This is a genomic window from Pseudomonas sp. D3 (genome assembly GCF_029320995.1).
GTDB lineage: Bacteria > Pseudomonadota > Gammaproteobacteria > Pseudomonadales > Pseudomonadaceae > Aquipseudomonas > Aquipseudomonas paraveronii.
The window spans coordinates 5,685,871-5,698,822 of record NZ_CP119772.1; the positions used below are offsets into that span (position 1 = coordinate 5,685,871).

10 protein-coding genes are annotated in these 12,952 nt (G+C 59.9%); 7 read left to right on the forward strand and 3 right to left on the reverse strand.

What is annotated here, in order from left to right; genetic code table 11:
* The first annotated feature begins 25 nt into the window (after positions 1-25).
* Positions 26-2,188 carry a methyl-accepting chemotaxis protein gene (locus P3S72_RS26290; protein ID WP_276194949.1) on the forward strand — a complete coding sequence of 721 codons (2,163 nt, stop codon included), beginning with the start codon at positions 26-28 and terminating at the stop codon, positions 2,186-2,188.
* Positions 2,189-2,356: 168 nt separating this feature from the next.
* The gene (locus P3S72_RS26295) at positions 2,357-3,796 is read left to right on the forward strand and encodes a glycosyltransferase family 39 protein (protein WP_276194950.1); all 1,440 of its coding nucleotides are present in this window, start codon (positions 2,357-2,359) and stop codon (positions 3,794-3,796) included.
* Positions 3,797-3,811: 15 nt separating this feature from the next.
* On the opposite strand, the gene P3S72_RS26300 is transcribed toward P3S72_RS26295, so the two are convergent.
* Positions 3,812-4,300 carry a TIGR00645 family protein gene (locus P3S72_RS26300; protein ID WP_276194951.1) on the reverse strand — a complete coding sequence of 163 codons (489 nt, stop codon included), beginning with the start codon at positions 4,298-4,300 and terminating at the stop codon, positions 3,812-3,814.
* 163 nt (positions 4,301-4,463) lie between these two features.
* Between P3S72_RS26300 and P3S72_RS26305 the strand changes: the two genes are divergently transcribed.
* On the forward strand, positions 4,464-6,287 hold the full coding sequence (locus tag P3S72_RS26305) for a hypothetical protein (RefSeq protein WP_276194952.1): 1,824 nt from the start codon (positions 4,464-4,466) through the stop codon (positions 6,285-6,287).
* Positions 6,288-6,294: 7 nt separating this feature from the next.
* Here the strand turns inward: P3S72_RS26305 and P3S72_RS26310 are convergent, their stop codons facing one another.
* Positions 6,295-6,612, reverse strand: coding sequence for a hypothetical protein (locus P3S72_RS26310; protein ID WP_276194953.1), 318 nt, complete (start codon positions 6,610-6,612; stop codon positions 6,295-6,297).
* A gap of 179 nt (positions 6,613-6,791) precedes the next feature.
* The gene (locus P3S72_RS26315) at positions 6,792-9,230 is read right to left on the reverse strand and encodes an AAA family ATPase (RefSeq protein WP_276194954.1); all 2,439 of its coding nucleotides are present in this window, start codon (positions 9,228-9,230) and stop codon (positions 6,792-6,794) included.
* Between the two features lie 267 nt (positions 9,231-9,497).
* On the opposite strand from P3S72_RS26315, the gene P3S72_RS26320 reads away from it, so the two are divergent.
* From P3S72_RS26320 to P3S72_RS26335, 4 genes are all read left to right on the forward strand, one after another.
* Positions 9,498-9,986, forward strand: a complete 489-nt coding sequence (locus P3S72_RS26320) for a DUF3015 domain-containing protein (protein ID WP_276194955.1) — start codon at positions 9,498-9,500, stop codon at positions 9,984-9,986.
* 92 nt (positions 9,987-10,078) lie between these two features.
* Positions 10,079-11,932 (forward strand): DUF4105 domain-containing protein, encoded by a 1,854-nt coding sequence (locus tag P3S72_RS26325; protein WP_276194956.1) that lies wholly within the window; start codon positions 10,079-10,081, stop codon positions 11,930-11,932.
* Positions 11,933-12,051: 119 nt separating this feature from the next.
* The gene (locus tag P3S72_RS26330; RefSeq protein WP_276197997.1) at positions 12,052-12,375 is read left to right on the forward strand and encodes a chorismate mutase; all 324 of its coding nucleotides are present in this window, start codon (positions 12,052-12,054) and stop codon (positions 12,373-12,375) included.
* A 157-nt stretch (positions 12,376-12,532) separates the two neighbouring features.
* Positions 12,533-12,889: a hypothetical protein gene (locus P3S72_RS26335; protein ID WP_276194957.1), complete on the forward strand. Its 357-nt coding sequence runs from the start codon at positions 12,533-12,535 to the stop codon at positions 12,887-12,889.
* The last annotated feature ends 63 nt before the right edge of the window (positions 12,890-12,952 follow it).

A 12,952-nucleotide genomic window follows, 5' to 3' on the forward strand; every position in this document is an offset into this window, starting at 1 on the left:
ACTACTAGCGTGGGCAGGAAATATCATGAAATTCAACTCATTACAGACTCGAATTTGCTTCACCGCCGGACTCTGCCTATTAATCTCTTGCGCGAGTTTGGTGTCATATGGGTTGTACTCCTCAACCGCCAATCAAGCCTACGTGGGTACTGAAGTTTCAGCATTGATTGAAAGTGGCACCATCCGCGAAGTGCAAAACCTGGCGGAGTCCCGTGCCAACGCCATCAAGGCGAAGCTGCAAAATGCCTTGGACTCGGCACGCACGCTGGCCAATACGCTGGGCGCGAGTAAAAGTGCGCAAAGCCCGCTGGCGCTGGGCCGCGATCAAATCAATACGATGCTGCTCAGCGTGCTCAAGGACAACCCCGAGTTCAACGGCACGTATTCGTGCTGGGAGCCAGATGCGCTGGACGGCCAGGACCAAGCGTTTCGTAACAACGAGGGCGGCAACAACCCGTTGACCGGCCGCTTCACGCCCTATTGGACGCGCAGCTCGGACGGTCATGTCGCGGTACAACCGCTGGTCGAGTACGACTCCGATGCCCGCCACCCCAATGGTGTGCTCAAGGGCGGCTGGTACAGCGGCCCCCGGGATACCCAGAAAGAAAGCGTGCTCGACCCCATTCCCTACGTGGTGCAAGGCAAAAATGTGTGGCTGACCACGCTCTCGGTGCCGATCACCGCCAATGGCAAGTTTTACGGCGTAGTCGGTGCGGACTTCGACATTTCGTTTATCCAGAAACTCAGCGAGCAAATGTCCGCCGACCTCTACGGCGGCAAAGGCTCAGTGTCGATCCTGAGCAATCAGGGGCTGGTGGTGGCCGACAGTAAACGGCCAGAATTGATCGGCCAGCCACTGAAGGCGTTGCTACCCAACACCTGGGATAAGGTGCTGGCCAATGTGCAGAAAGGCCAGGGCGACAGCCGCCTGAACCAGGACACCCAGGAAATCGAAGTGCAGATGCCGATCACCCTGGGCCGCACCGAAAAACCCTGGGCCATCTTGATCCACCTGCCCAAGGCGGTGGTCATGAGCCAGGCCATTACCCTGGAGAAGGAACTGCAATCGCGTGGCGTCAGCAGCAGTATCTGGCAGGTCTCGGTCGGCCTGGGCATCTCATTGCTGGCATTGCTGGCGCTGTGGTTCGCTACCGCAAAAATCGTCGGGCCGATTCGTGAAGCCGCCGCCTTGGCTGCCAACATCAGCCTGGGAGACTTCTCCCGTCGCCTGGTACAAAAATCCGAAGATGAGGTCGGCCAGTTGTCCTTGGCTTTGAACGAGATGTCTGAAAGCCTGCAGCGTCAAGTCCGCGTGGCTGAACGTATCTCCGAAGGCGATCTGGACCTCGAAGTGCGTTTGTCCTCCCCCAACGACACGTTGGGCAAGTCCCTGGAGAAAATGGTCGGCAACCTGAACACCTTGATTTCCCAGGTGCAGGCCAGCGCCACGCAAATCACCGGCAGCTCCGCACAGGTCACCGAGTTGAGCCAGTCGTTGTCCGACGGCGCGTCCAATTCGGCATCGTCCATCACTGAAATCAGTGCCGTCATGACGCAAATGGCCGCGCAGACCTCCGACAACGCCGCCAATGCGAAAAAGGCCGACGAACAATCCCAGGCCTCACGCGCCGACGCCGGGGAGAGTGACAAGCTGATGAGCGAATTGATCGCCGCCATGGCGGAAATCGACAATTCGGGCAAAGACATCACCGCCATCATCACCACCATCGACAATATTGCCGCCCAGACCAACCTGCTGGCCTTGAACGCAGCGATCGAGGCCGCGCGCGCCGGGGAATTGGGCCGCGGCTTTGCCGTCGTCGCCGATGAAGTCAGGAGCCTCGCCGCCCGCAGCGCCGAAGCAGCCCAGCAAACCGCAGCGCTGATCGCCGACTCGTCGACCAAGACGCAGCGCGGCATGGTCATCGCCGGTCGCACGGCCGACTCGTTGCGAAACATCGTCACCGGCACCAGCACCGTTTCCAGCCTGGTGTCGTTGATCTACCAAGCCTCGAGTGAACAGGCGTCCGGCTTACAGCAAGCCAGTATCGGTCTGGAGCAGATCGACGAAGTCACCCAGCAGAATCAGGCCAACTCCCAACAATGCGCGGTGGCCGCCCGCAACCTGTCGGAACGGGCCAGTTCCATGCAGCAAGGGTTGAGTCGTTTTAAAGTCAAAGCCACATAACGCCCATTTGCAGCCATCGGGAGTGAAGCCGGGGGTGGGTTTACCACCACCTCCGGCCCGGCCGCATAAATTCCGCCTCTATTCACGAAATATTAAGAAGCGCCCCCCTATACTCACCGATTACGAGCCGTTCCCCCGAACGGTCCCCTGCCCCGGTATCCTGCCCCCATGACGCGTCCCGTTCCTCTGCTGCTCCTGCTTGCTGGCCTGTTGTTCTTCTTCGCCCTTGGTAGCCATGAGCTGCAAGGCTCCACCGAAGCCCGCGTCGCCGGGATCGCGATGGCCATGCACCTGGACAACGACTGGGTGGTGCCACGGCTGTTTCGTGAGCCGTTCCTTGAAAAACCGCCCCTGAGCCTGTGGCTCGACGCCGGCGCGATCCGCTTGTTTGGCGGCACAACCTGGGCCGTGCGCCTGGCCTCAGCGTTTGCCGGGTTGTTCAGCGTGATGCTGCTCTACGGGATGCTGCGCCGGTTCGGACGACCGCAGATCCTGGCGTTCTGCGCGGCACTGATCCTGGCGACCATGGCCAGTTACTGGGGCAACGTGCGCGGCGTGGGTGAAGATGCGTTGCTCAGCCTGGGCGTGACTACCGCGCTGCTGGCGTTCTACCAGGCGATGCGACCGGCGTCCGAGCGCCAGGGCTCAACCACCTGGGCCTGGGCCCTGTTTACGGCCGGGATGGTGGTCGCCACCCTGAGTAAAGGCGTGCTGGGCCTGGCGATGCCGGGCATCGTGATCTTTGTGTACCTGGCGTGTACCAGTTGGATGGACAAACGCCTGCGCATCGGCGACTGGCTGCGACCGGCACTGTTTACCCTGCTGGCCTTGGTGCCGCTGCTGATCTGGCTGGGATTTCTGTTCCAGCGCGGCGGGATGCAGGCGGTGGGCGAAGTGCTGTGGACCAACAGCGTCGGGCGGTTCAGCGGTTCGTTTGTCGAAGCCGGGCATTACGAGCCGTTCTACTACTACATCGCCAAACTGCCCGAAGCCTTTTTGCCGTGGAATATCCTGGTGTACCTGGGGCTTTGGCACTTCCGCAAAAGCCTGGTACACAACCGCTACCTTCTGTTTTTCTGCGTCTGGCTGGTGGCGCAATTTACCCTGCTGACCCTGGCCTCCAGCAAGCGCACGGTGTACCTGATGGCGCTGACGCCAGCCGCCGCCGTACTGGCTGCGGAGTACGCGCGGGTACTGCTGCAATGGCTGAAAGATCACAAACCGGCGCTGTATGCGCCGCATAAAATCGTGATCGGCGGCGTGTTCACCCTGCTCATCGCCTGCTACCTGGGCGCGGCATTCTGGTTCGCGCCAAAAGCCGACAAAAAACAGTCGTTCGTGCCCGTAGTGAGTCAGATCCAGGCACTGCAGGCCGAAGGCAAAAAAGTCGCATTGTTCCGGCCCAACGAGCGCATCGACGGCGCCAGCATGTTCTATCTGCAGGCCTACTTGCCAATTCTGCAAACCGAGCCAGAACTGCGCAGTTACCTGGCCGCCGCCCCCGGCAACGTCGCGCTGCTGGATAACACGGACCAACTGACCGGCAAGGTCACGGTGATCAAGGAAATGGCAATCAGTCGCCAACCTTACTACTTCATCGAGCAGTAAGGCGGGCGCGGGGGATCAGTGCTTAGTGAGCTTGTCCAGGTAACCCATGGCGAACGCCGATACCACAAAGGTCATGTGGATGATCACGTACCACATCAAATGCTGCGGATCGACGTTCTTGGCGTCCATGAAGATGCGCAGCAGGTGGATGGAGGAAATCGCCACGATGGACGCGGCCACTTTCATCTTCAGCGACGAAGAGTCCATGGTCCCCAGCCAGTTGAGCTTTTCCTTGTTTTCATCGATGTCCAGCTGCGAGACGAAGTTCTCGTAGCCGGAGATCATCACCATCACCAGCAGGCCGCCGACCAGCGCCATGTCGATCAACGACAACAGCAGCAGGATCACTTCCGATTCGAGCATGCTGAAGATGCCGGGAACGACGTGAATGATTTCCTGGAAGAATTTCAGTGCCAGGATCAGCAGGCCCAGGGAGAGCCCCAGGTAGATCGGCGCCAGTAACCAGCGCGAGGCGTACATCGTATTTTCGATAAAGCGTTCCATTGAATCTCACACAGCTTGGCTAAAAATGGCGGCGAGTATACCAGCGGCTCCCGAACACCTGTAACCGTGAGAAAACTGACCTGGGCGGCATCTGTAAGAGAATTTTTCTGCTAGTGTCGAGCCCATCAACTCGGCTCAAAGACGTCGGACAGGAAAACTCAAGATGATGGATGTGCGTTCCCCTTGGGCCAGCATCGGCCTGTGTGCGGCATTGCTGCTGGCCGGCGGCTGCTCTCCCAGCGATGAGAAAAAGCAGACCACCCTCGAAGAGAAAACCACGCAGTTCGAACAGTCGCTCGACAGTATCCAGGACCCCAAACTGCGTGACGCCATCGCCGACCTTGGCGGTTCGCTGCTGTTACTGGAACGGGCGCGGGTCAAGCTCGCCACCAAGCCTATCGAAGCCGAATACGGCGAAGACAGCCTGGCGCTGCTCAAGCACTACCCCACGCCCCAGGCGCTGGTCGACACCTATATCAACGGCCTGTTCGTACTGCGCAAGACCTCCCACTCCGACTACCTGACCGATCTGCAGCCGGTGTTCCCGTTCAACTTCAATATGCCCGACCAGTTCCCCTTCCCCCACGGCCTGGAATGGCAGTCGGTGACCTTGAGCAACAACAAAGTCATCCCCTTCCAACCGGAATGGTCGGAAACCGATCCCGGCATCCAGTTGAGCCCCAGCAGTTCCAACCTGACCAACCCCGATGACCTGACGGTGACCTACCCGTTCATCGACGGCATCGAGACGGAAAACAAAAGCCAGCCGCAGCCCGTCAGCCTCAAAGGCACGGTTGAGGTCATTGCACCGGGCAAGGTGCTGACGTTCGATTTGTCGAAACAAGACCTGGGCCACCCGCGCACCGAGGGCAATATCACCCTCAAGCTGCTGAGCCTGGAAAAAAACTACGCCGAGATCGAACTGACCAACCACGAACCGCTGGCAGCGCAAGCCGCCGACGAATCGCCGAACCCTTTGCTGGTCCAGGCGCGCGACAGTACCGGGCAATTCCTCACGCGCTCCGGCTCAATCAATGAAAGTACCGCGCAGGTGGCGTTCTACGAAAAACAACTGGCGCAGATGCAAAAGCAGAAAGCCTGGTCGGACACGCTTGAAAAACAACTGACGGACGAACAAAAAACCTTCGAACACCAGCAAAACAGCCATTACGCCAAGGTCTACTTCAACGGCCTGATCGACACGCTGCAGGTCGACGTACTGGACTTTTCCACGGCCACGGTGACCCACAAGGACCTCGACCTGCAGGTGCTGCGCTTCGACAAAAACAGTCTGCAGAAAACCGTACAAGCCTTGCCGATGGCGGTAACGGTGTATGACGACGGCGCTGCCAACTGGCTCAAAAACGCGACAATGACCGAGGACCAGCTAAAAAACAGCGTGACCATCAGCCAGTCCGTCGAAGATGCCAGCGCCGCGCATATCGTGTTTGACCACCCCTTTACCTTCAACGACGAACTGGCAGGCGCCGAACGCAACAGCAGCGAAGCCCCGGTGACGTTTTTCACGGCAGATGAAAAAGGCGCGCGCGGCGAGCCCATCGAGTTGCCGAGCGAAGCCTTCGAACTGAACCCGGCACGCGGCACCCTCACCTACGACCTCAACCTGTTCCCGGAGAACCCGGCGTTTGTGGTGGGCTCGATTCCGCTGTTCCTGGCCACCATCGACAAAGCCACGATCGACGTGGCCAAGCTACCCAAGGGCCTATCGCTCAAGGACAACGCGCTGATCATCGACCAGACGCAGTTCCCGTCCGACAGCTGGCGCTTCTATGCCAAGGACGCCAGCGGCAACTATCTCAAGGAAATTCTCGGGGTCAGCCACCGCGCCGAGGAATACGGCACGGCGTTGTTTGACGTGCATTACTTCTATGGCCAGCCGACCCTGCTGGAAAGCTACCAGCGCACCGACCTCGGCACCGTGCAGTACGGCTTCGAGGTCAAGCTGGACAAGCCCGAAAGCAAATGATTGGGGCTTACAGGGCCAGGCGTTCCTGCCCATTGTTGAGCAGTCGCAGGTGGGCCTGCACATGCAGGCACCAGATCGGCGGCTCGTCCGCCAGCTCGTAGCCGTGCTGTGTCAGGTTATCGACGATCGTTTGCAGAACGGTCTCGGCCACGAAAGGCCCATGAAACGGACCTTCGGACTTGACGGTGGAAGGCTGCTCGCCGGCCATTCCAGCGGCAAACAGCAACGTCCACATCCCGTTATCCCCCGCAAGAGGGCGAACGGAACATTCGATACGGGTGCCCAAGCCCAGGCACTGGCGGGTGAGGCAAAGGTTGCGCGGCATGGCGGCGACCCTCGGTAGATCAGTGTTCAGCCTCAAGCACGGCGAGACTGTCTCTATCCTGCGACTCCTGTGGATATCCCTAATGCTCAGAATAGAAGAAAACTGCGACAAACCAAGGTTGTAGGGACCAACGGGCGTTGGCCCCGAACCCGGAGTCAATTTTGTGGCGGGTTAACGCTTCAGCTCGGCTTGGTTTCCGCCAACGCCTGCTGCGCCAGTTCTTTCTCTGCTTCCTTCAAGTCTTCCTCGCTGATCATCTCGGCAATCGCACGCAAACGCTCTACCACACGCGCATTCACCGTGCCTTCGGGGAATTGCCCTTGCGCGTCCGGTTCACCGGCCGGCTCGCCGACCAACAGGCTCAACGCCTCATCCGCCTGGCGCACCGCATAGATATGGAATTGCCCGGCACGCACGGCCTGCAACACCTTCTCATCGAGCATCAGCGTCGCCACGTTGGCTTGCGGAATGATCGCGCCTTGTTCGCCGGTCAGACCGCGCGCTTCGCAGAGGCGGAAGAAGCCTTCGATCTTCTCGTTGACCCCACCTACCGCCTGCACTTCACCAAACTGGTTGATCGAACCGGTGATGGCAAAGCACTGCTTGAGCGGGGTTTTCGACAAGGCCGAAATCAAAGTGCAGGCCTCGCCCAGGGATGCGCTGTCACCGTCCACGTAACCGTAGGACTGTTCCAACGCGATACTCGCAGAAATCGCCAGCGGGAATTCCTGGGCATAACGGCTGCCCAGGTAACCGGTGAGGATCATCACGCCCTTGGAGTGAATCGGCTGGCCGAGGTTAACCTCGCGCTCGATGTCGACGATACCGCTGCCGCCCGGGTACACCGTGGCGGAAATCCGCGCCGGCACGCCGAACGCCGAATCACCGACTTCCAGCACCGTCAGCCCGTTGCACTTACCGACCGCCGCACCGGCGGTGTCGATCAAGATCACCCCGGCGAGCATGTCGTCGAGAATCCGCGCCGACACTCGCCCGGTACGCGTAGCCTTGGCCTTCAGCGCGCGTTCGATGTGGCCGGCGTCGGTCATTTCGTCGCCCGCCAGGTGGCGAATGAAATCCGCCTCGCTGACCAGTTGGAACAAATCGCCAATGCGTGCCGACAAACGCCCCTGGTGTTCGGCCAGGCGTGCGCTGTAGGTAGCCAACCGCGCCACCGCGTCCGAGGTCAGCGGCGCCATGCCTTCTTCCGAGGTGCGGGTTTTCAGCAACTGCGCGAACTGCTCCAGGCTTTCGTCGACCATCGGGATGTCTTCGTCGAAATCCACCAGCACCCGGAACATTTCCTGGAAGTCTGGATCGGCGTCCTGCAAGGCGTAGTACAGCTGACGCGAACCGATGATGATCACCTTGACCTGCAACGGGATCATTTGCGGGTTGAGCGTCACGGTGGCCAGGCGGCCCAGTTCGCCCAGCGGCGATTCCATCTTCAGCTTGCGCGACTGCAGGGAACGCTTGAGGGCGTCCCACACAAACGGCTCGCTGAGCATTTTTTCGGCTTCGAGGATCAGGAACCCGCCGTTGGCCCGGTGCAAGGCGCCCGGACGCAACTGGCGATAGGTGGTGTAGAGCGCGCCCTGGTCGGTGCTGTATTCAATACGGCCGAACAGGTTGTCGTAGGTCGGGTGCGGTTCAAACACCACCGGTGCGCCGCCGCTGACCGGATGGCCGACCACCAGGCTCGGGCAGTACTGCTCTTCGAGCAGCTTGCGGGCCTGGGCGTCGGTCTTGGCGTCGTCCACCAATTGCTCGACCACGGTTTTCAGCAAGTACACCTGCATGGCTTGCAGGTAACCGCACACCGCAGCGTTCTCCGCGTACTTTTCCGACAACGGTGACAGCAATGGCTGGAGGGCCAGGGTGATGGTTTCTTCGTTGAAATGACGCAGTTGGTTGTTCGACTCACGCTTCCACTGCGGCAGGCTGGCCAACTCTTCGTTGAGGCGCTCTTCCAGTTCGGAAATATCGGTATGGAACCGTTCGCGATCGACTTCCGGCAGTTGCGAGAACTCGGCCTCGTCCAGCGCCTTGCCGTCGAGCATCGGGGTAAATGCGATGTTGGTACTGTCGCGGTACAGCGCCACGTCCTTTTCCAGGGCCAGGCGCTCGATCACGTCCAACGCCTTGTCGTAACGCTGGTTGAACGCGCGGTCGATGGCGCTTTTGCGTTGTTGATACGTCGGGTGTTCGAAGACGGCCGGGAAGGTCGCCACCAGGTTATCGACCAAGCCATTGATATCGGCGATGAACGCCGCACCGCCGCCTGCCGGAAGTTCCAGCGCGCGCGGTTCGCGGGGCTCATCGAAATTATTCACATAGACCCAGTCCGCCGGGGTCTGTAGGCGTTTGCCTTCGGCCTTCAGGTAACGTTTGACGAACGAAAAGCGACCGGTGCCCGGCTCGCCCATGACAAACACGTTGTAACCGGGGCGTGGCATGGCCACACCGAACTGCAAGGCTTCAACCGCACGTTCCTGGCCAAGCACACCGCGAAAGGGCTCCAAATCATTGGTGGTCGAGAAGCTGAACTGTTCAGCGGAGAAAGGACGAGTCAGCGCGTCAGGCGCTAGACGCAAGCTGGCAGCAACAGGATCAGGCATCGGGCTTCCTTACATCAGGCGGGGCAGATGGCGGCATTCTGGCTCTCCGTTGCGCGCTCTGGCAAGGCGAGCCTGAGGGAAAGCATAGACACGGCATGCGTCCTACAAAAAAAACACGACATCTCTGTTTGTTTTATAAAAAATCACGGAACCCCTGGAACCTGCCTAAACTCCAAACTGCGCGGGCTAGACTAATAACTGGCCCCTAAGGCGCTATGAAGTGCCTGACCCCTTGTCCATTGGTTTGCACACAAAGAGAACAAAGCTATGAAACGGATCCTTCTCGGTACTCTCTTCACCGTCGTTTCCCTCAATGCAATGGCTGAATCACCCGGTGGCCCGAACTGCGGTTGGGGCAACATGCTGTTCGACGGCCAGCGCGGTACTCCGGCGCACTTCCTGGCTTCCACCACCAACGGCACCTCGGGCAACGCCACTTTCGGCATGACCTCGGGCACCAACGGTTGCAGCACCAACAGCGCCCTGACCTACGGCGGCAAGTCGTGGATTGCCATGAATGGCATGATGAACGAGCTGTCCGAAGACATGGCCAAAGGCAATGGCGAAGCGCTGACCACCTACGCCGTGGTACTGGGCGTTGCACCTGAAGATCGCGAGCACTTCGCTGCAGTGACTCATGAGCACTTCCAGCAAATCTTCAGCAAGGCTGATGTGACCGCTGACGATGTGCACAACAACACCCTCGCTGTACTGAAAAGTGATGCGCGTCTGGCGAAGTACGCAACCCAGGCTTAAGCTCGACCTGCCCGCGCCCTCCACGGCGCGGGTTTTACTTTTGGACCCGCCTCCCCGTTTGGGTCTCACTTTTTCCGACTTAAGTTGCCCCTATGCTCAAACGCCTTGCCTCGATGGCACTCTTCGCCTGCGCCCCGCTGTACGCAGCGCCGCATCTTGATGATCAACGTTTGCAGCAATTGGCCAACGATCCGTTCTGGTTGTCCCTGGGCCATTACGAAGCCGGCAAAGTCAGTGGCTGGCGCAGCTATGTCAGCGACAAAAAATTCTTCCTCGCAGCCGACGGTGCTCACCACCCGGATGCGGAGCTCAAGGCCACCGTCGACGCGCTCTACGCGCCGGCCAGCCTGGGTGAAAAACACGCCCAATGCGTTTACCCCGCACGCACCCGCTGGCTCAAGGATCAGTTGCACCTGAACGACCTGCCCGCCGTGGACTGCAACGAATTCAAGCAATGGTTCAAGGACGTCGCGCCCCATAGCGCGGTGTTGATCTTCCCGGCGGCCTACCTCAACAGCCCCTCCTCGATGTTCGGCCACACCCTGCTGCGCATCGACCAGGCGGACGTGCAGAGCAACAACACCGCGCTGCTCAGCTATGCGATCAACTTCGGCGCGTATATCGAGGGCTCGGACAACAGCATCCTCTACGCCTGGAAAGGCCTGATGGGCGGCTACCCCGGCCTGTTCGCCCTGGTGCCCTACCAGGAAAAACTCTCGGAATACCGCAGCCTGGAAAACCGCGACCTGTGGGAATACCGCCTGAACCTGACCCAGGTCGAGACCGAACGCATGGTCGAGCATGTGTGGGAGCTCAAGCAGATCCAGTTCGACTACTTCTTCTTCGACGAAAACTGCTCCTACCGCCTGCTGGAATTGCTGCAAGTGGCCCGCCCCGGCCTGCGCCTGACCGAGCAATTCCCGCTCACCGCGATTCCGACTGACACGGTCAAGGCGGTGAAAGACGCCGGCCTGGTCGAAAAAATCGACTACCGGCCCTCCCGTGAACGCGAGTTGCTGGAACGTGCCAAGCCGCTGGACAGCAACGAGCAGCAATGGGTGCTGAACGTCAGCGACGACCAGAAACAACTGCAGGCACCCGCGTTCAAGGCCATCGCCAAGGATCGCCAGGCCCTGATCATCGACGCCGCCTACCGCCTCGGCCGCTACCGCGCCAATGGCCTGGAGCGCGACACCGAACGCTCCCAACGCAGCTTCGAACTGCTGCGTGCGATCAACCAGAACCCGGCGCCAGACCTTAAAGTTACCCCTCCTGGGTTGCCGGAAAACGGCCACGAATCGCGCACCTGGCAAGCCGGCATCGGCACCCGTGGCGACAAAGCCTTCGGTGAATACGGCCTGCGCATGGCCTACCACGACCTCAACGACAACGCCGAAGGCTTCCCCCTCGGCGCGCAGATCGAAATCCTGCAAATGAAACTGCGCCAGTACGAAGGCAATCACTGGCAATTGCAGCAATTGGACCTGGCCACTATCCGCTCACTGACCCCGCGCAACGCGCTGCTACAACCCTGGTCATGGCAAGTCACTGGTGGCCTGGAACGTGTGCCGGGCAAACACGACGACGAAACCCTGGTCGCCCACGTCAACGGCGGCGCCGGCGGCACCTGGCAACTGCGCGACGACATGCTCGGCTTCGCCCTCGGCACCGTGCGCGTGGAACACAACAACGACTTCAACGAAGCCATCTCCCCCGCCGCTGGTTTTAACACCGGCGTGCTGTGGAAAAACCCACTGGGCAACCTGAGCCTGGAAGCCAAGGGGGACTTCTTCACCAATGGCGAAGTGCGGCGCAGCATCAGCCTGAACCAGCAGTGGGAATTGTCGCGCAACCTCGGCCTGCGCCTGAGCGCCCAGCGCGAGTACAGCCACTTGGCGACACCGGTGAATGAGGTAATGCTTGAGATGAAGTGGTATCACTACTGACTAAAAATGTGGGAGGTGGCTTGCCCCCCGATTGCGGTGGACCAGCTATAAATAGGCTGACCGACACGCCGCAATCGGGAGCAAGCCCCCTCCCACACTTTGTTAGCATTGCCCGCACAATCAGGAGCTCACTCAACACGGCCGTTAACTGCACCACGCTTGAACAAGTCCGAAGCAACATCGACCGCCTCGACCAGCAAATCGTCACCCTGCTGGCCGAACGCGGCCAGTATGTTTCCCAGGCGGCGCGTTTCAAAAAAGACACCGACGGCGTCAAAGCGCCGCAGCGGGTCGAACAGGTGATCAGTAAAGTGCGCGACCTATCCCACACAGTCGGCGCCAATCCAGACGTCACCGAACAGGTGTACCGCGCGATGATCGCGGCGTTTATCCAACAGGAATTGGCTGAGCATGCTGCGCTGGCGATAAACCAGACGGCTTAGCTTCCGGTGGCGAGGGAGCAAGCTCCCTCGCCACAGGTATAGCGTTCGCCTTAAGCATCGCGATGCTCCACACCTTTCTCACCCCCCTTTCACATCCCTCCGACGAATCCCCTTCTAGACTTCCCCTATCAGCCGTGAAACGGCCAGGGAGCAAGCAATGTGGCGGTATGCAGTAATGCTGTGTGCGATGGTATGGCTGTCGGGTTGCCAATCGACCCACCAGGAGTTACTGGCCAAGGGCTACCCACCGGCGTTTGCCGATGGTTTCGATGACGGTTGCAGCAGCGGTCGCCAGGCGGCGGGAGTGATCACTGGGGAGTTTCGCAAGAATGTGCCGCGTTATCTGAAAGAGCGGGAATACGCCGAAGGCTGGGAAGATGGCTTTCGCCAGTGCAAGGCCATGCGCGAAAGCGAAGCGCTACGTGACTACAAAGACAGCCATTGGAACGACCGCGAGCGCGCCTGGCAGCAGGAGAAGGATCGCGACGCGGCCAAGGCTTATCGCTCGCGATAGGTCGCTTTCAGACATTCGTCGAAACTAAAGTGCGGCGAACATGGCCCAAACTCCATAGAGGGA

Excerpts from the sequence above, each read along its gene's own strand:
- P3S72_RS26320 (WP_276194955.1), top strand. The coding sequence starts at position 9,498 with ATGAAACGGATCCTTCTCGGTACTCTCTTCACCGTCGTTTCCCTCAAT.
- P3S72_RS26310 (WP_276194953.1), bottom strand. The coding sequence starts at position 6,612 with ATGCCGCGCAACCTTTGCCTCACCCGCCAGTGCCTGGGCTTGGGCACC.
- P3S72_RS26290 (WP_276194949.1), top strand. The coding sequence starts at position 26 with ATGAAATTCAACTCATTACAGACTCGAATTTGCTTCACCGCCGGACTC.
- P3S72_RS26305 (WP_276194952.1), top strand. The coding sequence starts at position 4,464 with ATGATGGATGTGCGTTCCCCTTGGGCCAGCATCGGCCTGTGTGCGGCA.
- P3S72_RS26325 (WP_276194956.1), top strand. The coding sequence starts at position 10,079 with ATGCTCAAACGCCTTGCCTCGATGGCACTCTTCGCCTGCGCCCCGCTG.
- P3S72_RS26295 (WP_276194950.1), top strand. The coding sequence starts at position 2,357 with ATGACGCGTCCCGTTCCTCTGCTGCTCCTGCTTGCTGGCCTGTTGTTC.
- P3S72_RS26315 (WP_276194954.1), bottom strand. The coding sequence starts at position 9,230 with ATGCCTGATCCTGTTGCTGCCAGCTTGCGTCTAGCGCCTGACGCGCTG.
- P3S72_RS26335 (WP_276194957.1), top strand. The coding sequence starts at position 12,533 with ATGTGGCGGTATGCAGTAATGCTGTGTGCGATGGTATGGCTGTCGGGT.
- P3S72_RS26300 (WP_276194951.1), bottom strand. The coding sequence starts at position 4,300 with ATGGAACGCTTTATCGAAAATACGATGTACGCCTCGCGCTGGTTACTG.